Origin of the sequence: Chitinophaga sp. HK235, from assembly GCF_018255755.1 — a bacterium.
Taxonomy (GTDB): domain Bacteria; phylum Bacteroidota; class Bacteroidia; order Chitinophagales; family Chitinophagaceae; genus Chitinophaga.
In genome coordinates this window covers 6075825-6099291 of record NZ_CP073766.1, presented here as the reverse complement: position 1 = coordinate 6099291, position 23467 = coordinate 6075825, and the positions used below count along the sequence as shown (strand labels likewise).

The window sequence follows — 23467 nt, the reverse complement described above, 5'->3', positions numbered from 1 at the left end:
CAGTAACACATTCATACCGATAAAGAGTACAATAACAAGTATCGCAGCCACTTTGGAGATATTTGCCAATACCCGCTTCCGGGAGAAACCACCAAAGATATAACCGATAATAAATACCATACAGGCTGCAAAAAGTATCCTGAGAAGGATAAGAAAGGGAAAGATCATTTTTTTGATTTTTAATTTGAAACACTCACCTGAACTTGCTCAGCAACGCCTCGTTTTCAGCTTTACCCCAGTGAGGTGTATCTCCGGACTGTTCTTTCGCCAGCAATGCCAGGCTTTTTCCTGCCAGCTCTTTAGCCAGCTGTTTATCACCACCCCATAACTTAGGCGTATAATATTTCACCCATGCCTGTACATACAATGCCCTGGGATTCTCCGGCGCCAGCTGACGCGCCACCTGCAGGTATTTTTCAGACAACGAACCATACTTACGGCCATAAGTCATAGGATTGATAAATACTTTTGTACGATACACCATGCTCATCACGGTATATATTTCAGATGACCATGCTTTGTGAGATGCACTGTCCACCAGCGATACAGCCCGGCTGATCTGTTCTTCGCCCTTATTGCTATAAGGCTCTATCTTCTCTCCATCATCCTGATATAAAAAACCGATCCTTGCATTGCAGTAAGCTGCATAATACCAGGGCAGCCAGGACTGAGGCTGTTTTTCCGCCAGCGATACAAATGTTTTTTCCAGTGCTTCAAAGTCCTTTACAGCGGCTGCTTTATCCAGCTGGCGCACCGCCTCACCCAGCGAAGCCGGCTGTTGTGCCCATACCATGGCAGAGAAAGAAAACAGCATCAACAGCGACAAAATTGTTTTTTTCATTTTTAATGAATTTTCTGGTTATAAATTATTGTTGATAAAATCATCAGTACGGTCTATTCCCAGCGTCATAAAGAAGCCCACGAAATACGTTCTGCTGGACGGCAACATTATCGGCACCCTATGCTGACCGTTGTAACTGTAGTTGTAGCCAAACACCTGTTTGGTACCCAGCAGGTTATTCACACCCAGTGCAAAACCGGAGAAATCCTTATGCTTCCACTTAGGGAATAAAGAAACAAGATGGGAGAGATGCAGATTCACTACACTATATGGCTTTGTAGTTCCCTGATCATACAACTGCCAGCCGTTGTTGAAACGGATATCGTAGTAAGGCCTTCCCGCCGCTAATGCATAGGACACGTTCACACCGGTGGAAATGTCCGGGAAAAACTTCTTCACGGCGATGGTCATGGTATGAGGCGAAGCAAAGCCAGGCTTCAGCTCCATCGGAAAATTGAGATAACCCCTTTTGGTGTCCAGGAAAGTGTAGGTAACCCAGTAGTCCATATTTTTAAACGTTTTTTTATCGCGGAAAAACAATTCAACTCCTTTCGCATATCCGTTACCGTTAGATACACTTTGTGGCAGCAGCCTGACCAGATGATCATAGGTTTTGTAATAGGCTTCCACACGGAAAAACCGGTTATGGGCCCGCCTGGTATAGTTGAGTACGTAATGAGCAGCTTGGGAAAGAGACAAGGTTCTGTTATGATATAAAAAGTCGTTGAGCGGTTCCTGGTAGAATATGCCATAGGCCAGATTTAGCTGGCTTTCTTCACTCAACCTCCAGCCGATACTTAATCTCGGTGCCAGCGACCATTGTTTTAAGAGAGAAGTATGCTCCAGCCGAAAACCCGCTTTGGCCGCCACATTACGGGCGATATAAATATCTCCTTCTGCAAAGGCAGCTGACAGCTGATCTGTGAGTGCTATGGCACTGTCATTCGTATAGCCTTTATCTTTAGTATAAAAATGTTCTGCCCCAAACCGGATTGCCTGTGCCCCTGGCAGAAAGCGGGTGAAAACCACTCTTGCCTGGGCAAAGTCGGAACCGATATTACTGCTGGCGTTTTTAGCCAGGAAAGGCAGTTCCGGCAGCACAACCATATTTTTTGCTTCATCCACCAGGCTGCGTATCGTATTCATTTTGTTATAGCTGTAAGCCAGCCCTGTTTCCATTTTCCAGTGTTCGCCAAAGGAATTGCGGTAACTCAGGTTGGTATAAAAATTATCTCCTTTCACCTGATATCCGGAGCGTAGCCCGGCACTGTCGATATCCGGATTGTACATACCTACTGCGCTGTGGCTCCATACCGTATATACTTTGAGCATACCGGTACGGCCTGTTTTAATACGGAAGTTGGCGTTGCCTTCCACATAAGCAGGACCGAGAAAATAATCCGGAATATGTGGCACCAGCGAATTATACAATGACTGATTGGAGTAGTTGAAACCCAGCCCGTAACTACTGCGGTTGTCTTTGGCGAGGTGCTGCAGACCCGCGCCCTGATTGGAAGGGAACAGATACAGGCTGGCAGAGGACTTCTCCGGCAGGTCTACACTTTCCAGTATCAGGGCACTGCTCATGGCCTGTCCGTACAGGGCGGAATAACCTCCGGAGCTGAACAGTATTCCTTTAAACAGGAAGGGGTTGATACGTGCACCTTGCGGAATGCCAGGCACTGCCGGGTAGTTGGGATATTTAAACAACGTACCGTCTATAAACTGTTTGGTTTCGTCGCTGGTGCCGCCTCTTACAAAAAGGCCTTCCTGCTCTCCAATCTGTTGAACACCAGGTAATGACCGCAATGCCTGGGAAAGGTCTCCATTGTTGCCCGCCACCGTCAACGCATCCATGGGAGTGAGAGAAGCCCCCTTGGCCTTATCGCTGGCTTCAAAAGCGCCGGCACTCACAGTCACCTGTTTCAGTGAACGGGAGGTACCCCGGAGAACGGTGTCCTGCGGCACTTTGCCGGCACTGTCTTTAGGGAGGCCTTGTGCATTGACAATGGTGGGTAGCATTGTCAGAAAAATCCATCTGATATATTTTGCCATTGCTGGTAGTATTATCTGCCCACAAAGCTAGTGGGAAGTACAACCGCCATTCCGGCAAAGAGACTATACAGGGAAGTGTCGCGACAAGACGGAAAAGTCTGTGTATATTAATTTTCAGGGCCTGCTACAATACGATTGATGTTCTCCTTGAAAAAATCACTAACAGGAATTTCCTTTTCACCCACACAAACCAGATCACGCTTGACAGCCGTAATTTTTTTCACAGCTACCAGGTAGGATTTATGAGTGCGGACAAAAGCTTCAGCAGGCAATTTCTCCATGATCGCTTTCATGGTCATGCGCGTGAGTATGGGTTTGGGAGAAGATGACAGGTAGATTTTGATGTAGTCTTTTAATCCTTCTATATATTCAATATCTTCTACAACGATTTTCACCTGCGTGTATTCCACATTGACAAAAAAGTCAGTCAACGTTTTAACAGGGGCAGGTGTTTGTTGTAAACGGAATAGTTCGTTGGCGCGATTACAGGCTTTGAGGAAACGCTCGAAGCTGAAGGGTTTCAGCAGATAATCCACCACCTGCAGATTATAACCTTCCAGGGCATATTTTTCATAGGCAGTCACCAGAATCACCAGCGGCGGATGTTGCAGCGACTGTAGAAATTGCAGGCCGCTGAGGCGTGGCATCTGTATATCCAGAAAGATCAGGTCTACAGATTCCTTTTGTAACACCTCCATGGCCTCCAGTGCATTTTTACAGGTAGCCACCAGCTGCAGGAAAGGTATCTGCCGGATATTATCTTCCAGCAGTTCCCGGACCAGTTGTTCATCATCTACAGCAATACAACGCATCATATAAGCTTCAACGTTAGGTTAATATAAAACCGGTTATGATCGTCATCGATCTTCAGTTGGTAATGATGGCGGTACAGCAGTTCCAGTCTTGATTTCACATTGGCCAGTCCTATACCGGAACTTTCATCCTTACTGATATCCTGTACCGGATCGTATTGATTCTCTACTTCAAAGGTAAGCACATCTTCCTTAACAGACAGCCGGATATGAATAACAGGTTGCAGTACACCTGTACCATGTTTGAAAGCGTTTTCCACAAAAGGGATGAGCAGCATGGGTTCTATCATGTGGCCTTCCAGCGCGGCTGGTGGAGGAGTATCACATACGATCGTTACATCGCTGCCAAAACGAAGCTGCTGCAAGGCAATATAACTGTTGAGATAGGCAACTTCCTTTGACAGCGCCACTTTGGCTCCACCTGCATCATACAACATATAACGCATCAGCTCAGACAGCATGATCAGGGAAGTCTCCAGTCTGTCGGACTTTTTTCGGGCCAATGATACCAGGTTGGTCAGCACATTAAAAAGAAAATGCGGGCTGATCTGTGAGCGCAGAAACTTCAGTTCTGTGGCCAGCTGCGCGGCCTCTTTTTCTTTCTGCTTTTTTTCTTCGTATATGCGGTCGAGTATCTTTCGGTATACGAGACTGATAATAAACACTGCGATAGAGGGCCCAAATACAAAACGATAGGCAGCCGTGTTCTGCAGCAACCCCGGAAACCACCACACCATAATACGGTACTTCAGCTGAAAAGACGCTATCAGCATCAGGAGAACGGCAATTATATACAGCCACCAATAACGCCGGTTCATCAGCCGTGGATACAGATAAAAGGCATTGCCATAAAATATGGCCATATGGATCACACCGGCAATGGTGAAAAAAGGTCCGGGAATAGGGCCTATGCTATAATTACTTTCAGCGGAAGATACTGCATACGGCAGGAACAACAGCATGCCCCAGATGAGCGCGTGCAGTATCACGTTAATATATGCGGATGTCGGGAATACTTTCATTTACAGTATAAATATACAGCAAAGTGCCTTCCTTCCCTTCCGGCAAAACCCGGTATGCGACTACACGGCAAAATGTGCAGACAAAACGGGTATTATTCGTAGGAGATATAAGTTGTCTGACCGGTTATATTACCGCCATTGGTGATGATTTTCACCGGGTACCCTGCATGATTGTACTCATAGCTGTATTGCTGTACCAGCTCGATGGTATTACCGATGGCGATATTCATTTTTATGACGTTGTTGGGAGACACCATGTCAGCAAACCGTTGCAGAGCAGGCAGTACCATCCCGTATTTTTTATACATCGCGTAAAAAGGGTTGGGGTGATTATCGTACTGATAGGTGATCTTCACTACAATTTCCCTCGGAACACCGGGGGTAGATATAAAATCACGGGCATAGGCAATCGCCTTGCTGATATTGCCTTTGGCATCATATTCAAATTTCACGGAAGTGTAGTAAGCCGTATTCCATTTGCCAGGCGTGAAGGTCAGCGAATCCAGGCGGTTGGTGGCATAGTTGTAGCCATAGCTGCTCAATACCAGTCCGCTTTCAAAGTGCTCGGAATCAACACCTTTTCCAGTGGTCGTTTTGGAAAAGGTATATATGGAATCGGCAATGCTGCCACTGCAGGTATTACCAGTCCATACATAGGTGCTTTTGTAAATATACCCGTTGATGATATTATTCGCTGTATCATTATGCTCAATACGGCTGCCGATAATACGGCCATTGTTATCATAGGTAAATGTTTCATTTCCGATGGCCACCAGCCGGTCGCCCTGGTACTTAAAAGCAGGAAGATCTGAGATAGCGGTAATTTTCACACCAGCCGGATCATCGGGTCTATTGTCATTATTCTTTTTGCAGGCTCCCAGAAATAGTACAGCGAAACACAGAACAGCGCTAGATAATTTCATATAAAGGCATAAGTTTTTAACAATGTAGGAAAAAATAATTGCAACAAGTTTATCTCTCAGCGTACTGTTGCAATTTCAGTCGTTCTTCTTCAGAAAGACTGTTAATACCATTGTGATGGATCTTTTCAAGTATAGTATCTATTTCCTGTTGTTGTATGGACCGCTGCTGATTATACAGATCGTCGATGTTCCGGTATTGCTTTACTGTACTGTTACTGGTAAGCAGTACATGTGGCTTACGGAAGAGCACATACAGGAACACCAGACAAGGTAGTATCATCGCCAGTAAAGGCAGATAGTTTTCCGTTACCACTTTCGGATGCAAGCATATGGCAAAGAGCAGTCCGATGAAAGCACCTCCCAGGTGGGCCTCATGCGCCGTACTGTCATTATTTGATTTAATCTTCATGATGGTATACAGCGTATATCCGGCACCGTATATCCAGCCGGGGATATACAACGGTATGCCGAAGAATCCGATGCCCATGCCCGGAAACAGTGCGATGGACGCGAAGATGATACCACATACCGCTCCGGATGCGCCTACAGCACTATAATCCCCATGATGACGATGAACAAACAACAACAACAGGTTACCACCTACCATGCTGGTCATATAAATGAACAGAAAATATTTGATGCCTAACACCGCTTCCACTGCCCCACTGAAAAAACAGAGCGACATCATGTTAAAAATCAGATGCATCCAGCTGGTATGCAGGAAGCCGGAAGTAACCAGACGTCCATATTCCTTGTGGATCAGTATTTCATCTACAATAAAAGAATGGTTGTAATAAAAAGCGGTGTTTTTAAATCCTTTATAGGACACTACCAGATTCAACAGGGTCAATACCAGGGTTACAATGCCGATATCATTCATGGCAACAGGACATTAAGGGTACAGGATAAAATATGAACGGCAGTCAGTGATACCTGGCTGCCGTTCATAAAGATAATACAACTATCAGAAAATAGGATCAGGCGGTGTATTGGTATTATCATTTCTTTCCACAAAAGGATAAGGGAAGAAGTTACGTTTCCGCTCACCAACGGGGCGGCCAAAACGTCTTTCATCTTCCACTTCCTGTCCTGACATAAACATTTCGATGCGGCGGTTTCTGTATATCTGTGTCAGCAGGTCGGGGATATTGCCAACCACGACAGGCGGCAGTCCGGCCCCTACGCCAAAAGGATCCTGTGCCGGCGTTTTGGTCACTACTTTATTCAGCTCTGCCAGCCCCTGTGCCAGGTTGTTCATCCGGGCATAACATTCTGCCTTGATCAGTGTGATTTCTCCGGGCAGAAATACAGGAATGGACTGGATATTGGAGGTAAAGAAGCCGCCGATCGCAAACCTGGTAGGTTTGCCATTAGGTGGCCGGGAGATATAAAAAGGTATGCGGGCATCTGCCAGATCAGGCTGTATGCCCACGGGCAGCCCCATGGTGGAATCCACCACCTGATAGATATTGCTGGTAGACGCTACCAGTATAAAAATAGGGTTGGGCACCTGCGGGTTAAAGTTGAAGGTACTGATACCAGCAACAGTAAGATCTACCTTATTGGCTGCATCCAGCGCAGTGGCGTAGTCGCCGGCACAGAGTGCATAACGGGCTTTGAGTGCATAGAGGGTATTTACAATATTGATACCCTTGGGTATACTGGGTGCGAAATTGGCTCCTATCGGTGTAGCGGCAATGGTATTGAGCGCGTTATCGATGGTGCGTACCGCCCTGGCATACCCTCGTTGAGCCGGGATAAAATGAACGGCGTTAGTCTGGTTGTCTGGCTGACTGGTGGTATCAGGCACCTGCTCCCAGTAATTGGCTTGTACACCCAGCGCCAGCGCCTTAAAAATAGAAGTATAAGCAATCAATCCGCTGGCGAAGCCTTTATCAGCCACCACACTATTGGTCTTATTGAGCACTTTGTCTGCTTCATAGGCTATTTTGTTTGTCACAGACCACATGCCGGTCACCACCACGTTGTTGTTGAGCAAGGTATTGCCGCCGGTGGCCAGCTGGCCTTCATCCGCGTTACCAGGATTGGTGACAAATGTTTCACCGGTCAGCAGGCTGCCGGAAGTAGTGGTGGTATATATCAGTCCTATCCTGTCTTTTACATACCAAGCCTGCAAACCCACAGCCACATCTGTGAGTGCCTGAGGAGAACTGTAAGCCTGCTCCAGGGAAGGCCCCGAAGGGTCCTGGTAATCTTTTTTGCAGGCAGTCATAACACACAGCACCAGTGCTGCCATGACCAAATATTTATAGAGCGCAGTATATCGTTTCATGATCATCTGTTTAGTAGTTAGAATTTAGCACGGACGGTCAGGTTGTAGGTGCGGGGGATGGGTACAGCCCCGAAGTCTATCCCGCGTAATACCGTGCTCTGACCGGCGGCATTCACTTCCGGATCGTAGCCTTTGTAGTTGTCCCATGAAATGAGGTTACGGCCTCCCAGGCTCACGGTGAGGTTATTCAGCCCTTTCACCACTTTGTTGCCAAAATCATAGCTCAGCGATACTTCACGCAGCTTTACAAAGTTGCCATCGTCTATCCTGAACTCCTGGATATTGTACACGCCGGCAATGTATCCTCTGGGCAGCTGTCCGCGGTCTTCCTGCTCTGCTACTTTACCATTATCCACACCCTGACGGGTCCTGAAGTCCGCGTTAAACACATCTACTCCCTGTACCGCATCCAGCTGGATATGCAGCCCGAGTTTTTTGTACTGCAGGTCAGTGGTGAAAGTACCTGTCCAGTCAGGATTAGGATCTCCGATTATTTTATTGAGGGCCGGCGCAGTAGCCAGAGGCAGACCGGTGGCAGGATCACGTTGAGGGGTATACGTTAAAGGCCCGTTCTGTATGCCTCTTTCTGTTAAAGGTATGCCCTTGGCATTCGTGATGATATTACCATTGGCATCTCTGGCGAAGAAAGTGCCGTAGAAAAATCCGATAGGCTCTCCGTTGGCAATCCCTACCGGTGCACCGCCGACAGTGTTCAGCAATATGAGTGACTGTCCTATGCTCAATGTTTTATTCCTGTTGCGGTTGTAGATAGCGGTGAGACTCCAGGTAAAATTGGTGGTTTTCACCGGTATGGCGTTCAGCACCACTTCAAAACCATTGTTCTGAAGAGAACCGATATTGCTCAGTATAAACTGATAACCTTTGGTAGGCGCTACCGCTCTGCTAATCAGCAGGTCGTTCACTTTTTTACGGTAGTAGTTAACGCTGAGGCCTATACGATCCTCCAGAAACGACATATCTGTACCTATTTCCAGCTCTTTCTGTTTCTCTGGTTTTACGTTGGGATCGGTGAAGGTGGTCTGTCCCTGAAAACCGGAAGCTCCTATAAAAGCATTGGCGTTATAGGTGTTAAAACGTCCATAGGCGGGGATGCCGGTAAGGTTGCCGGATTCGCCGTAGGCTGCACGCAGTTTCAGCAGGGTCCACCATTTGGAGATAGAGGATTTACCCCAGAAATCTGTGCCGGAGATCACGTAGCTGCCGCTTAGTTTAGTATACAGCTGGTTACGTTCACTACTACCGAAAACAGAAGAACCATCCACACGCAGGGCGCCGGTCAGGAACAGCTGATTGCGGAATTTGAAGTTCTGCTGGATATATTCCCCGGAGATAGACAGCTCCGTACGTTGATCACTGCCCGGAATAGCGGTCGTGGCTCTGTCGGCAGTCTGTACAAAGGGAGGCATACCTCTGCCCTGTTGCAGGGAATATTGTTGTCGCTGATATTGTACGGAGTAACCGACCTGTGTTACAGATTCCAGGTCCTTATTGATGCTGGCGTTATAGGTAGCGTTCACGTCGTGGTTGAGCAACAGTGAATTATTGGCGCCTACGCTGGCATAACCGTTCTGGGCGGGGTCCAACGCTGTACCACCACCGAAAAAGCTGGTACTTACATTATAGGCGAATGGTGGAATAAAGGTGGTACCGTACTGGTAATAGTTATCGATACCCACGTGATAGTCTACCGTCAGGTTCTTGATGGGATTGAGTTTCAGGCCCACACCGGTAATCACCCTGCCCACCTGTTGTTGCTGGCGGAAATCCCGGATGATGGATACGGGGTTTACACGGCCCAGGTTACCCACTTTCTGGAGATTACCAAATGCATCCCTTTGCTGAATATCGTAGTAGTTACCCAGGATGGTGACGGAGTTCATCGGTGAATAAAAGGTATTGCCATCCGGCTTTTCATTCGACTTGCTGTAGATGTAGTTAACGGTGGCATTAACACTCAGCCATTTGGTAACTTCCTGGTCCAGGTTGACTCTGAAGCTGAAGCGGTTGAAGTCTGTATTTTTGATGATACCCTGGTTGTAGAAGTAGCTGGCAGAAGCGTAGTATTTGGTTTTGTCTTTACCACCGGCGATGGAGATATTGTTGTCTGTGCCTACGCCGGTACGGAAAATAAAATCCTGGTAGTCGAAGCGTTGTACCGGGAAAGTGCTGACTACGGCGGGCGTGAGGATATTTTGTGTGGAGTCCTGAGGATTACCACCGAATTTAGTAGGAGCCCTGTTGACACTCAGTTTTTTCCGCAGCTCGTTGATAGACAGGCCTGTGGAGAAGTTGATCACCGGTTTGCCGGAACTTCCTCTTTTAGTGAATATCTGTACTACACCGGCGTTGGCCCTGGAACCGTAGATAGCTGCAGCCGCGGCGCCGTTGAGTACTTCTACTCTTTCAATATCATCCGGGTTGATGTCGGCCATACGGTTTTGTCCGACAGCACCTACGAAGTTGGCGCCTGCATAGTTGGGATCGGCGTTGGTAACGCGGGTGGTGGAGTTATCCACAATTACACCATCCACAATATAGAGTGGTTCCGTAGAGCCGTTGATGGTACTGATACCTCTGAGTTTCACGGATATACCACCTGAAGGGTCGCCGGAGTTCTGGGTGATCTGGGCGCCGGCTGTTTTACCCTGGAGGGCTGCCAGTACGTTGCCGGTAGCGCCTTTGTTAAGATCGTCTGCCTTTACGGAGGCGATATAACTTCCCAGTTGGCGACGGGTGGTACCCTGAGAGGTACCGGTAACGACTATCTCATCCAGTTTGGATACCGAGGTTCCCATCTTCACATCTCTGGTGATATTGCTGGTACCAATAGTGACGGGTATTTCCTGGGAAGTAAAGCCGATACCGGTAAAAACCAGAGTATAGTTGCCGGCCGGTACATTGGCCATAAAACTATAGATACCATCTACCGAAGTATTGGAGCCTAGTTTGGTGTTCTTCAGTGTTACCGTGATTCCAGGTAAGGGAGTTCCGGTTTCGTCTGTCACCTTACCGGATATTTTAACCTGTGCACTGACGGTGGCTGCCAGGCAGGTCATCAACAGAAAAAGCAGCACACGGCGGCCCTCTGTCAATCGCATAAATAGACGCGTGATCATAAAAAAAATTTAATTAGAGTTACTGTTGCTGGTTGCTTGTAAGCAGCTGCTAAAGCTGTTGAGTGGTTGACGACTGTTGTTGCTTTCTTTTTATTTGTTAATGATAAATAGTTAAACAAACAGGTACAGCATTTCGCTGCCTGTTGTCTGTTATGTCAAAACGTGTTGTCCCGGAACGTTCTTCAAACATTCAGTCTTTTACCGCTAGTTGTCCTGTAAAACAGCCCGGGAGGGCTATTTGTTGATAATACGGATGATAAAAATGAAAATGGTTCTTATATAATTTTTATTCCCTTACTGCTATATGGTTGTAATTTCTTCGATTTTGGTGGTAACTCTGTGATCAGCATATCAATGTCTTCTATGTCACATATCTTCAGATGTTCTGCCGTATTTACTTTTTCGGAGATGCAGAGTGCTACTACTTTTCTGGCGGTGCTGACCATGGCTTTTTTTACCTGCACTACTTCCCAGTCGTTATCTGTGAGGCCGGCCTCTACATCGATGGCATTTACTCCGAGGAAACACAAGTCGGCACGGATATCCCTTATTTTGGAGATCGCTTCGCCGCCAACGGTGATCTTTGAATTTTTGGCCAGCTTATCCCCGATGACAATCACTTCAATATTAGGATGGTTGGCATATTCAAATGCTGCCGGCAAACTAACGGTGATAAAGGTGGCCCGCAATTCAGTTGGCAATATTCTGGCCAGTTGTAATATGGTAGTGCCACCTGTTGTCAGCACAAACATGCCGTCGTGTATCAGTTCCACCGCTTTCAGCGCAATCACACGCTTCTCCTCAATGGCATAAACATCCTGTGAAACAATCCCCTGGTGAAATGAATTAGACAATCCGCCACCATGTACTTTCAGGATCTTCCCTTCCTGTGCCAGCGATGCCAGATCACGCCGGATCGTGTCTTCAGAAACACCCATCTGCTCACTCAGGTGAGAGGACAATACCTTGTTGTGCAGGTTGACCTGATGTAAGATATATGCCTGGCGTTCCTTCTTTAACATTGGAAGATGATTCTACTTTAAATTCGGCAAAAAAACGCATTCAAACAAATATAAAAATGCATTTTCCTGCAGATTTCTGCATTAAACGCAGGACCCACCTGCAATATTTTTTTTAGGGAAATATTTTTCAGGGAGATGGATTGCATTAAAAAGGAGATGATCACCCGATAGGACACCGAATGATCATCTCCTTAAAAAATATTAGTGTAGCAATTATTTATTGTCCAGCCATACCACCTTCTGTTCCGGCGTATGTTCCTGTCCGATAACATCGCGGTACAGATCGGGGCGGCGAGCCTTGCGGTAACGGTGTCCACCGGCCTGCTGCAGCTTTTCGGGTGTCAGGGTGGCCACGGTGTAATCATTATCCAGCTTACGGCATTCACCGATGATATCGCCGAAAGGATCGAGGATCATAGAGCAACCGTTTTTCAGCTGGTCATCATCCATGCCGATGGGGTTGGAGAACACCACGTATACGGCATTGTCGTAGGCGCGTGCCGGCAGCCATTTCATCAGCCAGCTGCGGCCTTTGAGTCCATCGAATTCCATGCGCAGGGAGGTAGGGTCTGCTGCTCTGTTGTGCCAGAGGGCAGGGTCCACAAAACCTGCACCCGGACGGGAAGACGGCGTACACATCGTCACATGTGGCATAAAGATAATGTCGGCACCCAGCAGGCTGGTAGCTCTTACATTTTCAATGACATTGTTATCGTAGCAGATCAGGATACCACATTTCCATCCCAGCAGATCAAACACCACGTATTCATCGCCAGGCGTAAGATATGGATTGATGAAAGGATGCAGCTTGCGGTATTTAGCCACCAGTCCGTTTTTATCCACGCACACATAGGCTTTGTATAATTTGTCTGCAGCATCTTTTTCAAACAGGCCGGCCAGAATAGCGATATCATGTTCCCGGGCGATGGCGGTTAATCGTTGAATACTGGGGCCGTCGGGGATAAACTCTGCCAGGTCCAGCATCTGTTCACGGGAGAGGCCCCGGGCGAAAGTGTAGCCGGTAACGGAACATTCATGAAAGGCGATAGCCTGTGCGCCATCGGCAGCTGCTTTGGCCGCCAGGTCATTAATCTGTTGAAGATTGTAAGCTTTGTCTCCGCTTTTGTTTTCGAATTGTGCTGATGCAACTTTAATATTCTTCATAAATAATCGTATATACTTAGTAGTTATATTTCTTCACTTTTGTTCCGGCTTCACTGTCACGGATCAGCTCCGACAAACGCTTTTCCCGGGTAGCCTCCTGTTTGGCAGACATCACCCAGTTGGCAGTCAGCATCCGGTAGCCAGGCGCCATTTTCTGATAAAACTCCCAGGCTTTTTTATTGGCCCGGAAACGTTGTTCATATGCTTCAGAAAGCGGGGGAGTCTCTTTCTGTTCATAGGCATAGATGGCCGAACGCTCTATTTCCCGCTTGTTGAAGGCAGCGACACCCGCAGGCATCATCCTGCCGGCTTTGGTGAGGTCTTCCACTTTTTTGATATTGATCGCACTCCAGATGCTTTTATGTTTACGGGGCGTAAAACGAATACTGTAACGCTCGTCATCAATAGATCTCCGGACACCATCTATCCAGCCAAAACAAATAGCTTCGTCCACTGATTCTGACCATGACATACTTTTTTTACCGGAACCAACTTTATAATATCCTACCAGCAATTCTTCTGCTTTGTGATGGTTTTTATCTAACCATTGACGGAATGCTTCACTCGTTTCGAAAAATGTGGGTTTATTATCCATACGGGGTACGATAGATTATTAAGTAAAAGATAAATACTATTTCTGATAATCAACAAAATCAAAATTAACTAGCTTTGGGTTAGAACGAACTGATATGAAAGATTTTAAGAAACATTTTATAATACCAGCTGAACCGGAGGAAGTTTATGCTGCACTGACTAACCCGGCTACTATCCGGTTATGGACAGGAGAAGTGGCAGAAATGTCTACTGAACCGGGGTCTGAATTCTCTATGTGGGAAGAAAGCATTGTGGGCAAGAACCTGGAATTTGAGCCAGGCAGGAAGATCGTACAGCAATGGTATTTTGGGGAAGATGAAGAAGCGGCATCTATTGTCACTATTATTCTTCATCCCAGCAAAAAGGGCACCGACGCGGAATTGAGGCATACCAATATTCCTGACGAGGCCTATGAAGATATTACCGCCGGCTGGCAGGAAGCCTATTTCGGGGCGCTGATCGACTTTTATAAGGAATAACCTGATGATTTTGTGATTTACGATTTTTTGATTTAGGAATTTACTTCAATCCCTAAATCAAAAAATCGCAAATCAAAAATTTATTCATTCACCTGATAAGGGAAACTGCTGTCCAGCCATTCGAAGTTGATCTCAGCTTCCAGGATGGCCTGCAGCTCTTCTCCTGTCAGAGAGCCTTTACGGTAAGTTTCTGCCACGATTTCCTGCTGATGCGGTGTTATATAAGGCGCATGTGTACGCAGGAAATGCCGGGTATTTTCCTGCATGTCTCCGTCGGCGATGAGGCCGGGATATTGCGGATCGGGATTGGTAACGGCTTCCAGCAGCTGCGCGAAAATAAAGTCCTGCAGATTTTTGGCCAGTACCACTGCTTCGTTGCTATCATGATACACCAGCACCACCGGCACGTCATTTCCATCCTGCAGGTTATAATAAAAGGCGTACCAATCGCCGGCACCAGTCACACCAAAAGGTACAAAGCGGTGGGTTTCGTCGGCAAACAGCATTCCTTCCTGCATCCCCTCTGAAATATCATCTTCCTCCATAATCTCAAAATCGTCGGCAAACAGCAGCAAAGGAGGGTTTTCCCGGAGGTGTGGAAACTCGTTATTAAACCATTCCGGCCCCAATACGCCCCAGTCGAGCATACCGTCTTTACTCAACTGTTTATACAACGAGGGATAGGTAAAATCGTAGTCTTTCTCTATCGTTTCCAGTATCGTCATCTTATTAGGTCATTTACGCAGGCAAGATAATGCTATTTGTTCGCCTTTGCACGTTTAAAGGTCAGTTCACCCTGTTTCTGATAGGGGTTCATTACAAATGACAACAGGCTGCCGTCTTCCTTGAGTTCTATTACACGGAAGCCGTGATAGTCGACACCCCAGCTACCACCTACGTGGCCATCCCAGAGGAAAGGAATTTTTTCGTCGAGGTATTTCACACTGTCTTCCTGGTGATCGTGACCATTAAAGACCGCTCTGATATTGGGATATTGTTTGATCAGGGTCTGGAATTCCTGCGCATCGATGCCGTGTTTGGTCCATTTCACCGGAGTGATGTGGATAATGATGAAGATGTTGGCTGCTTTTTTATGTTGTTCCAGTTTCTCGCGGAACCAGGCTACATCAGGGCTCAGGTAGTTACCTTCGATATCGGCGGTATCGCCCAGCAGGATCACGTTGTTACCCATTACCACGTCGTGGTTGAGCGGGTGGCCCCAGGCCTGCTGCCAGGCTTCGGCTGTCACATGGTCATGGTTGCCACGGGTAGCGAATACACGGGGATGTATTTGTTTGAAGAGTGTGGATGCCGGCGTCATAAAGGCCGGATCGTTGTGGATAACGTCTCCGTTGAGAACAAAGAAGGAGCAGGGATTTTCTTTCTCATAGGTTTGAAACGCCTTTTCGAGGTCGTGGTAAAACTGCTCATATTGTGTACCCTGTTCTCCATAGTGCCAATCGGAGCCGATGGCGAAGCGGAATACGGTTTTACGCTCAAAGTCCATTCTGGTGGCGGCGGTAGCTACCCGGCCGGCGGCCTGGATAACGATGGCGGCGGATATGCCGCGGAAGAATTCTCGTCTGTTCATCATGCGTTAAAATTAGTGCTTCCAATATGGAATCAATAGCAGCCATGATATATTAACGGAAAAGTAAAATGTTGCTATATTATATAAGGAGGTACGACTTGATAACTATAAAAATCACGCTCCTGTTTCGGGGAGTGATCCATGAAAAGTACAACCTCAGCAGTAAGCAGCTTGTCTGTCAAAAAAATATCAGGCTGGCTTAAGATAATATCAAACTTCCAAAAGCCATAATCATATCTGAGAATTCATTATGCAAAATATTATAACAGTTTTATTTTCAATTATTTATAATCATTTAAAGCAATCGTTTTCATACGCTCTTTTCCCGTCATCTATCTAAACTTTCAATTTATTCAGAAAGAATTGTAATCAGATTGTTAATATTAGTCCTAATCCTTCATTTTATTATCCTCCCTAAATGTTTTGATTGTAACTTTGCACCTCGAATAAAAATGGGGTTATGTTTAGAAGCAAGCGTACGTCTGAAACAGGTCCGGATGTGGTTTTAATAGGCGCCGGAATTATGAGCGCTACACTGGGAACACTCCTGAAAGAGTTACAACCAGAATTGACCATTGAAATTTTTGAGCGACTGGATATGGCAGCTGCAGAGAGTTCTGATGCGTGGAACAATGCAGGTACCGGCCACTCTGCCTTTTGTGAGTTGAATTACACGCCGCAAAAGCAGGATGGTTCTGTAGACATTAAGAAGGCCGTGAATATCGCCGAACAGTTTGAAGTGTCCCGGCAATTCTGGGCTTATCTGGTAGAGAACAATATTATTTCCAACCCGCAAGCCTTCATTCAAAGTATCCCTCATATGAGTTTTGTATGGGGAGAAGAGAATGTAGACTACCTGAAGAAGCGATACAAAGCTTTGCAGCAGTGCCATCTGTTTAAAAAGATGGAATACTCCGAAGACCAGGAACAGCTGAAAGCCTGGATGCCACTGGTAATGGAGGGTCGCGACCCCAACCAGAAAGTAGCGGCCACCCATATGGAAATGGGTACTGACGTTAACTTTGGCGCCCTGAGCCGTGCACTGTTCAACCACCTCGAACAACTGGATGGTGTCAACATACACTTCAACCACGATGTACGTGATCTGAAAAAAGCAGATGACGGCAGCTGGATCATAAAAGTAAAAGATCGTGAAACCCGCGAGAAACAGACTATCAAAGCCAGCTTCGTATTTATCGGCGCCGGTGGTGGTTCTCTGCCCCTGCTGGAAAAATCCGATATCCCTGAAGGTAAAGGCTTCGGTGGTTTCCCCGTAAGCGGCCAGTGGCTGCGTTGCACCAACCCCGACATCATTGCCCAACACCAGGCTAAAGTATATGGTAAAGCCTCTGTAGGCGCTCCTCCCATGTCAGTACCCCACCTTGACACCCGCATGATCGATGGTGAAAGAGCACTGCTGTTCGGACCTTATGCCGGCTTCTCCACCAAATTCCTGAAAAACGGTTCTATCTTCGACCTGCCCAAATCCATCAAAGTAGATAACATCCACCCAATGGTATCCGCAGGCCTCGACAATATTCCGCTGACCAAATACCTCATCGCTCAGGTACGCCAGAAACCGGAAGACAGACTCGAAGCACTTCGTGAATACTACCCCGAAGCACGTATGGAAGACTGGAAACTGGAAATTGCCGGTCAGCGTGTACAGGTAATCAAAAAAGATCCCGAACACGGCGGCATCCTGGAATTCGGTACAGAAGTAGTCAGCGCAGCCGACGGCACTATCGCCGCTCTGCTTGGTGCCTCACCCGGCGCTTCCACCGCAGTATCTATCATGCTCAACCTGCTGAAACGTTGCTTTAAAGACTACGTTGAAACAGAAGCATGGCAGCGTAAACTCAAACAAATGATTCCTTCCTACGGCCAGTCTCTGCTCAACAATCCGCAACACTGCGATGAGCTCCGCGACTGGACCACATCCGTTCTGGAGCTGAAAGCCATGCAGGCTGTCGCTCTGGATTCCCAGGACTAAAGTCCTGGGCTATATTTGTTGGGGTTAGTACGGAGGTATTTGGTTAGCACACACCAAACTTCTATGCTGGAATGAAAGTTTGGAATGTAGCCCACGTATTTTGATTTGAATTTTAGCAAAGAATAATAGCAAAGAAAATAGCCCGGGACTAAAATCCCGGGCTATTTTTTATTTAGAAAATTCAACGCAGAAACATAAGCAGCTATTTTCTACTCCGGAAATATAATTAAACATCAGCGTCCTCAAATATAGCCCAGGGCTTTAGCCCTGGGGGGCAATAATTATTCGTTTCACGACCACTTTTCCATTGTGCACCAGTTTGAGGAAATACACGCCAGCCGGCCATCCTGAAACAGACAGGTTGCTGGTATGGATACCTTCCGGCAGATTGCTGTTGATGGGTACCTGCAATTGTTTGCCGGTCACATCATATACGCCAAGGGTGGTATGTCCTGCAGACGGCAGTCTCAGTGTAATGGTGAGGGTGGTGGCGGCAGGGTTGGGATAGGCACTCATAACGGCCTCTACAGCGGCTTTAGCAGCCAGTGTGGTAGTCCTGATTTTCACTTCCGCATAACTGTTCCAGGCATTGACATTATTACCATGACCTGAAATTCGTACATACTTCGCCGTTACCCCATTGAAAGTAAATGTTTCGAAAGCGGTGGAGGTGCCGCTGCTTTGCAGACCGGTAGCAGCGTTGGTCCAGGTAATGGCATCGTTGCTCACCTGTATATCAAACAGGGCACGACGGGTATCTCCTTTATAAAAGGCGATATCCACACCGTTGACAGTAGCGGCGCTACCCAGACAGAACTGTATCCACTGCTCTCCGGAAGCAGACCAGCGGGTGTTTATATCGTTGTCCGTAGCGTTGGCGGCCACATTGCCATCATCCGCGCTGGCCACTGCAGGCGTACAGGAAGAAGGAGCGGTGGAATCGGCTATCACAGCCAGCAACGGCGGATTGGCGGCAGCTTCTTTTGAGTTCAGGAAAATACGCGGGTCGTGGGCCTGCTGGCTCTTCATGACAAAAGCTATTTTTTTCCTGCCGGCTGCCAGCTCACTTTGTACATAGCTGGTCACGTCCCAGGTATAGTAACGGGCACTGTCGTTGGTGAGTACGCTTGATGCCAGCAAATTGGCACCGGAAGCGGGTTTGTTGTTCCATGTAATGGTTTTCTCCAGCCAGGTGGTGTTGCTCAGCGGATATACACCTACCGGTACACTCATGGCTACGGTACCGTCTACACGACCATACACTTTCAGCACGACAGAAGACACTGCGCTCGCGGTATTGGTGAGATCAAAAGCCAGGTAGGCTTCGCGGGCATTATTCAGTTGTCCGGCCGGCGATACCTTGGTGATCAGGAAAGTAGAGTCGGTGGTGCCAAAAGTAGTTCCGGCATTGGTACCATCCCGCACATAAGCGTCCTGTACCGGCTGCAGCTGGATGGTAGCCGCTCCTGCCCTGAACACTGCGGTGTAGGTGGTGTCACTGTCGGTGATAGTAATGTTCTGTACTCTGCTGCCCCCGTGTGCCCAATGGTCGAAAATATAGGTTACCCCATTGAGCACCTGTGGGGACACAGCTTCCATCGGCCTGACCATACCGGACAAAGTAGGGGTACTGTACGGTGCGGTGAAAGGAATATCGTTGAGTTTTATTTGTAAACCGGCGGGCTGCGTTTGCAGTGTGATGTTGGAAGTCACTGGGAACAGTTCCACATAGGTGGTGTCGAGCTCGCCCCGGCTATCTCTAACGGAAAGGAGTATACGATACCAGATATCTGTTTCGGTATGCCCTTCGGCGGAAATGACAAATCTGCCGCTGGTAACACTGTCTGGCAACTGCGGTCCGGGGTGGACATGGTTGGCATGATGGAAATCTACCCACCAGTGGAAAGCGCCGGCAGGCAATACACCATCTTCCGCGTCGGTGCCGGTACCGGAGAATCTAACGGTATCGCCTGCACGGAATTTGCCATTATTAAGTGGAGAGGTGATAGTGGCTACAGGCAGGGTATTGGGCTTGGTTACACTGAGGCGGGCATTGCTGCTGGTAACGCTGCCGGCACTGTTGGTAACCACAACACTGTAAAGACCGGTATCAGCCGGCTGTACATTGGCGATGGCATAAGTAGCGGTCGTAGCACCATTGATATTAACGCCATTTTTCCGCCACTGATAGGTAGGCGCCGGGTTAGCGACTACGGTAACACTGAAGGTCGCTGTTTGGCCCTGCGGTACAGTAACCGGCTGCGGCTGTGTTGTGATCGAAGGCGCCTGCGTGCCGGTGTACACAATCTTATATAATGCGCTGTTATCGCGGCTCAGGTAATACAGATTACCGTCAGGGCCCTGTTTGAGATATACGAGGCCACCACCCAGACCAGTAGCATAAGCGCTCCTGGAGGGAGAAGCGGGGTTGAGGTAATTGATCCAGCCGCCGCAGTAGTCGAGGAAAAAGTATTTACCGTTATAGGTAGCGGGATAGTTGCTGATGGCGCCGTTGAAGAAGGTGCCACCATTGATGGCGCAGCCCTGTCCATCAGGAGGAGCAGCGTTTCTGTTGGTGCTGTAGCGGTAGATGGGGTTGGTGAGGCCGGTGCAGGAACCGCTGCAGTTACCTTCCTGGTCGGGCCATCCGAAGTTACGGCCACCGGTGGTGGCATCGTTGATTTCTTCCCAGGTGGATTCACCTACATCATTGATGTAGATCTTACCGGTAACAGGATCGATGGCATTGGTAAAGGGGTTGCGTAACCCGTACGCCCACACGCGGCTGCGTTGTGCACCACCACTGAAAGGGTTGCCTGCCGGCACGGTACCGTCGGTATTGATACGCAACAACTTACCCATGTAGCTGTCCAGGTTCTGCGCATTGGCACCTACCTTATTATCACCAACAGACACGTACAACTTACCATCGTTGCCAAAAGAGAGGCCGCCACCGTTGTGGTAGATAGCGCTTAGCGTAGGCAGGTCCAGTATAGCCGTTTCGGACCCGGCCACATCGCCCGTCATGGTAAAACGGCTTACCCGGTTGTGCGGCCCCGACGTATGCGTATAATACAGGTAGATATAATGATTGCTGGCAAAATTAGGATCTGTGGCCACACCAATCAGGCCACGTTCTCCACTACTATTGACAGACAACGTAACGGCCGGTGTGGACAACAAAGCACCGTTTTTGACTACACGTAGCTGGCCTGTTTCCTGGCATACCAGTATACGACCGTCCGGTAGAAAGGCCATGGATGTAGGATTGCTGATGCCGCCTGTTACCTGCACCCGCTGAAAATTGGATGGCAGGGATTGCGACAGCGTCGTGAGAGACCACAGCAACAATAAAATCATTGCGTATCTTTTTTTCATAAAGGGAGAAAACTTTAAAGGTGGATAATGAGGGTTATAAAAAACATGCGCTTCCCATCAGCGTATATTCATTACTGTTATACGCTGCAAAATGGTTCCGGCTACAGGCAGGGTACTCCTGTTACAAGCATGATGGCATTACGGGGACTTCATAAAGTGTTGATTTAAAACTTCCAAAAAACAGTCGTAAGGGAAACGGGTTTTCAACAACACTGGGCTACAGGCAGTTTCCGGTGGAAAACGTTCAGAGACGAAGCTAACAATTATCTATGCTCCCACACTACAAAGATGGGCAATCAGATCCTGGCTGTACCGAAAATATGCAATCGTTTGCAAATTTCAAAGAGTTTTTTTGAGGGAATGGTCACAAAAAATCCTTCCTGTTGAAAAGTAATACTTTAAAACAGGAAGGAGTACTGATAATCTGGTTGGTATTGAAAGACGAAGCGTTGGTAGCTGAAAGTAGCCTAAAGCAAAATATCTTATTTAAAAATTACCGGCTTCTGCCTGCATCTTTTAAGGCTTTCAGCTGTGCAGACAGTTCCTTCACCACAGCCGGGTATTGTGCGGCCACATTGTTTTTTTCACCCGGATCTTTGCGCAGGTCATACAGTTGTGGAGCGGGATCGTTGCCCAGTTCTATTGCTGTGGCGCTGTCATAACGCGCACCGTTGCCGGGAGTAATATATTTCCAGTTGCCTTTGATGATGCTGAGCATGCCGGCATGTTCGATAACGCTTTCACGGCCTTTGAGGTCTTTACCGGTGAATGCAGCCATCATATCAAAGCTGTCGGGCCCATCTTCATGCTGCAACTGCTGACCGGTAAGAGCAGCAAAGGAACCCAGCAAATCGACCTGGCTTACCAGCGCATTGGACACGCCCTGGCGGCTTTTTCCGGGCCAGCGGATGATCAGCGGCACACGGGTACCTGCATCAAAGTTGCTGTATTTACCACCGCGGTAAATGCCGGAAGGTGTATGCCCGCCGAGCAGTTCCCTGGCCTGGTCTGCATAACCATCATCTACAACGGGACCGTTATCGCTCGTAAAAATAAAGATGGTATTATCGCTCAGGTGCAGGCTGTCGAGTGTATGCATAATGCGGCCAACTGTCCAGTCGAGCTGCAGGATAGCGTCTCCGCGCACGCCCATGCCGCTTTTGCCGGCGAAGGCTTTGCCAGGAACGCGGGGCACATGAATATCATGCGTAGCGAAGTATAGAAAAAAAGGAGCAGTTTTATGATCAACAATAAAACGTTGTGCCTTCTCCGTTAGTACGGCGGCAATGCTGTCATCTTTCCACAATGCAGCGGTACCGCCCTGCATAAAGCCAATACGGCCAATACCGTTAACGATAGCATTGTTGTGGCCCTGGGATGAGTGCATGACCAACAGCTCCGGATTCTTTTTCCCCGTAGGTTCGTTACCGATAGGTGCTGTATAGCTGACTTTAATCGGATCAGCAGGGTCCAGGTTGGCTACCCGGTGGTTTTCCACATATACACAAGGTACACGGTCCGCCGTAGCCGGCATGATCCAGCAGTAGTCGAAACCTATTTCCAGCGGGCCCGGCTTCAGTTCACCATTCCAGTCCGGCCCTTTGCTGTCACCGATGCCCAGGTGCCATTTCCCTACAGCGCCCGTAGCATAACCTGCTTTGCGCAACAGCGAAGGCAGGGTGGTAACGGCTGTATCGATGATCAGGGAAGCATCCCCAGGGGCGATGCCAGTGCCTTTCTTACGCCAGGCGTATTGGCCCGTAAGGATGGAATACCGGGAAGGTGTGCAGGTAGCCGAAGAGGCATGTCCGTTGGTAAACCGGACTCCCTGTGATGCCAGACGGTCGATATTTGGTGTGCGTATTTTGGTGGCGCCATTACAACTGATGTCGCCATAACCGAGGTCATCTGCATAGATCAGTACAATGTTCGGACCTGCCGTAGCGGCCCGCTTTTGCGCATGGGCGTGGAAGGCAATACCAATAGCCAGGGCCAGCCCAAGGATTGATTTCATGTTCACCATTATTCCTGCTTTAGATAGATGAGGATAACAGCTAAGATAACACCTGATTCCGGAATTGTATAATTCTTTCCGAGTCCGGCTGATAATGCGAAAAAAGCATGACAAAAAGTTAAAATCGCAACAATCCACGGGGGAATTAT

Annotated in this window: 17 protein-coding genes; 2 read left to right on the top strand and 15 right to left on the bottom strand. The window is 47.9% G+C overall.

Annotation, left to right across the window (positions count from 1 at the left end):
• Positions 1-193: 193 nt before the first annotated feature.
• The 11 genes from KD145_RS23140 to KD145_RS23090 form a co-directional block, all read right to left on the bottom strand.
• Entirely contained in the window at positions 194-841 is a 648-nt protein-coding gene (locus KD145_RS23140; RefSeq protein WP_212002024.1) for a hypothetical protein, read from the bottom strand.
• Between the two features lie 18 nt (positions 842-859).
• Positions 860-2896 (bottom strand): TonB-dependent siderophore receptor, encoded by a 2037-nt coding sequence (locus KD145_RS23135; RefSeq protein ID WP_212002022.1) that lies wholly within the window; start codon positions 2894-2896, stop codon positions 860-862.
• Between the two features lie 107 nt (positions 2897-3003).
• Positions 3004-3711 carry a LytTR family DNA-binding domain-containing protein gene (locus tag KD145_RS23130; protein WP_212002020.1) on the bottom strand — a complete coding sequence of 236 codons (708 nt, stop codon included), beginning with the start codon at positions 3709-3711 and terminating at the stop codon, positions 3004-3006.
• A complete protein-coding gene (locus KD145_RS23125; RefSeq protein ID WP_212002018.1) occupies positions 3708-4730 on the bottom strand; it encodes a sensor histidine kinase in 1023 nt (340 codons plus the stop codon). Before KD145_RS23125 ends, KD145_RS23130 begins: the two co-directional genes overlap by 4 nt.
• 92 nt (positions 4731-4822) lie before the next feature.
• Entirely contained in the window at positions 4823-5653 is an 831-nt protein-coding gene (locus tag KD145_RS23120) for a hypothetical protein (protein ID WP_212002016.1), read from the bottom strand.
• 49 nt (positions 5654-5702) lie between these two features.
• The gene (locus KD145_RS23115; protein WP_212002014.1) at positions 5703-6533 is read right to left on the bottom strand and encodes a rhomboid family intramembrane serine protease; all 831 of its coding nucleotides are present in this window, start codon (positions 6531-6533) and stop codon (positions 5703-5705) included.
• Between the two features lie 84 nt (positions 6534-6617).
• Entirely contained in the window at positions 6618-7946 is a 1329-nt protein-coding gene (locus tag KD145_RS23110; RefSeq protein WP_212002012.1) for a RagB/SusD family nutrient uptake outer membrane protein, read from the bottom strand.
• A gap of 17 nt (positions 7947-7963) precedes the next feature.
• Positions 7964-11083: a SusC/RagA family TonB-linked outer membrane protein gene (locus tag KD145_RS23105; protein WP_212002010.1), complete on the bottom strand. Its 3120-nt coding sequence runs from the start codon at positions 11081-11083 to the stop codon at positions 7964-7966.
• 275 nt (positions 11084-11358) lie between these two features.
• On the bottom strand, positions 11359-12105 hold the full coding sequence (locus KD145_RS23100) for a DeoR/GlpR family DNA-binding transcription regulator (protein WP_212002007.1): 747 nt from the start codon (positions 12103-12105) through the stop codon (positions 11359-11361).
• 213 nt (positions 12106-12318) lie between these two features.
• Positions 12319-13269 carry a nitrilase family protein gene (locus KD145_RS23095; protein ID WP_212002006.1) on the bottom strand — a complete coding sequence of 317 codons (951 nt, stop codon included), beginning with the start codon at positions 13267-13269 and terminating at the stop codon, positions 12319-12321.
• Between the two features lie 16 nt (positions 13270-13285).
• Entirely contained in the window at positions 13286-13864 is a 579-nt protein-coding gene (locus KD145_RS23090) for a YdeI family protein (protein WP_212002005.1), read from the bottom strand.
• A gap of 94 nt (positions 13865-13958) precedes the next feature.
• On the opposite strand from KD145_RS23090, the gene KD145_RS23085 reads away from it, so the two are divergent.
• Positions 13959-14342: an SRPBCC domain-containing protein gene (locus KD145_RS23085; protein WP_212002003.1), complete on the top strand. Its 384-nt coding sequence runs from the start codon at positions 13959-13961 to the stop codon at positions 14340-14342.
• A gap of 80 nt (positions 14343-14422) precedes the next feature.
• Here the strand turns inward: KD145_RS23085 and KD145_RS23080 are convergent, their stop codons facing one another.
• Together KD145_RS23080 and KD145_RS23075 are read right to left on the bottom strand one after the other, a co-directional pair.
• Positions 14423-15067, bottom strand: a complete 645-nt coding sequence (locus KD145_RS23080; protein WP_212001999.1) for an SMI1/KNR4 family protein — start codon at positions 15065-15067, stop codon at positions 14423-14425.
• Between the two features lie 32 nt (positions 15068-15099).
• Positions 15100-15936 (bottom strand): metallophosphoesterase, encoded by an 837-nt coding sequence (locus tag KD145_RS23075; RefSeq protein ID WP_212001998.1) that lies wholly within the window; start codon positions 15934-15936, stop codon positions 15100-15102.
• Between the two features lie 457 nt (positions 15937-16393).
• Between KD145_RS23075 and KD145_RS23070 the strand changes: the two genes are divergently transcribed.
• Complete coding sequence (locus KD145_RS23070; RefSeq protein ID WP_212001996.1) at positions 16394-17926, top strand: malate:quinone oxidoreductase; 1533 nt, start codon at positions 16394-16396, stop codon at positions 17924-17926.
• 261 nt (positions 17927-18187) lie between these two features.
• On the opposite strand, the gene KD145_RS23065 is transcribed toward KD145_RS23070, so the two are convergent.
• Positions 18188-21304, bottom strand: a complete 3117-nt coding sequence (locus KD145_RS23065; RefSeq protein ID WP_212001993.1) for a PQQ-dependent sugar dehydrogenase — start codon at positions 21302-21304, stop codon at positions 18188-18190.
• Between the two features lie 493 nt (positions 21305-21797).
• Entirely contained in the window at positions 21798-23318 is a 1521-nt protein-coding gene (locus KD145_RS23060; RefSeq protein WP_212001992.1) for a sulfatase-like hydrolase/transferase, read from the bottom strand.
• Positions 23319-23467 lie beyond the last annotated feature (149 nt).

Excerpts from the sequence above, each read along its gene's own strand:
- KD145_RS23100 (WP_212002007.1), bottom strand. The coding sequence starts at position 12,105 with ATGTTAAAGAAGGAACGCCAGGCATATATCTTACATCAGGTCAACCTG.
- KD145_RS23085 (WP_212002003.1), top strand. The coding sequence starts at position 13,959 with ATGAAAGATTTTAAGAAACATTTTATAATACCAGCTGAACCGGAGGAA.
- KD145_RS23115 (WP_212002014.1), bottom strand. The coding sequence starts at position 6,533 with ATGAATGATATCGGCATTGTAACCCTGGTATTGACCCTGTTGAATCTG.
- KD145_RS23090 (WP_212002005.1), bottom strand. The coding sequence starts at position 13,864 with ATGGATAATAAACCCACATTTTTCGAAACGAGTGAAGCATTCCGTCAA.
- KD145_RS23075 (WP_212001998.1), bottom strand. The coding sequence starts at position 15,936 with ATGATGAACAGACGAGAATTCTTCCGCGGCATATCCGCCGCCATCGTT.
- KD145_RS23135 (WP_212002022.1), bottom strand. The coding sequence starts at position 2,896 with ATGGCAAAATATATCAGATGGATTTTTCTGACAATGCTACCCACCATT.
- KD145_RS23060 (WP_212001992.1), bottom strand. The coding sequence starts at position 23,318 with ATGAAATCAATCCTTGGGCTGGCCCTGGCTATTGGTATTGCCTTCCAC.
- KD145_RS23080 (WP_212001999.1), bottom strand. The coding sequence starts at position 15,067 with ATGACGATACTGGAAACGATAGAGAAAGACTACGATTTTACCTATCCC.
- KD145_RS23130 (WP_212002020.1), bottom strand. The coding sequence starts at position 3,711 with ATGATGCGTTGTATTGCTGTAGATGATGAACAACTGGTCCGGGAACTG.
- KD145_RS23125 (WP_212002018.1), bottom strand. The coding sequence starts at position 4,730 with ATGAAAGTATTCCCGACATCCGCATATATTAACGTGATACTGCACGCG.
- KD145_RS23120 (WP_212002016.1), bottom strand. The coding sequence starts at position 5,653 with ATGAAATTATCTAGCGCTGTTCTGTGTTTCGCTGTACTATTTCTGGGA.
- KD145_RS23070 (WP_212001996.1), top strand. The coding sequence starts at position 16,394 with ATGTTTAGAAGCAAGCGTACGTCTGAAACAGGTCCGGATGTGGTTTTA.
- KD145_RS23140 (WP_212002024.1), bottom strand. The coding sequence starts at position 841 with ATGAAAAAAACAATTTTGTCGCTGTTGATGCTGTTTTCTTTCTCTGCC.
- KD145_RS23110 (WP_212002012.1), bottom strand. The coding sequence starts at position 7,946 with ATGAAACGATATACTGCGCTCTATAAATATTTGGTCATGGCAGCACTG.
- KD145_RS23065 (WP_212001993.1), bottom strand. The coding sequence starts at position 21,304 with ATGAAAAAAAGATACGCAATGATTTTATTGTTGCTGTGGTCTCTCACG.
- KD145_RS23095 (WP_212002006.1), bottom strand. The coding sequence starts at position 13,269 with ATGAAGAATATTAAAGTTGCATCAGCACAATTCGAAAACAAAAGCGGA.
- KD145_RS23105 (WP_212002010.1), bottom strand. The coding sequence starts at position 11,083 with ATGATCACGCGTCTATTTATGCGATTGACAGAGGGCCGCCGTGTGCTG.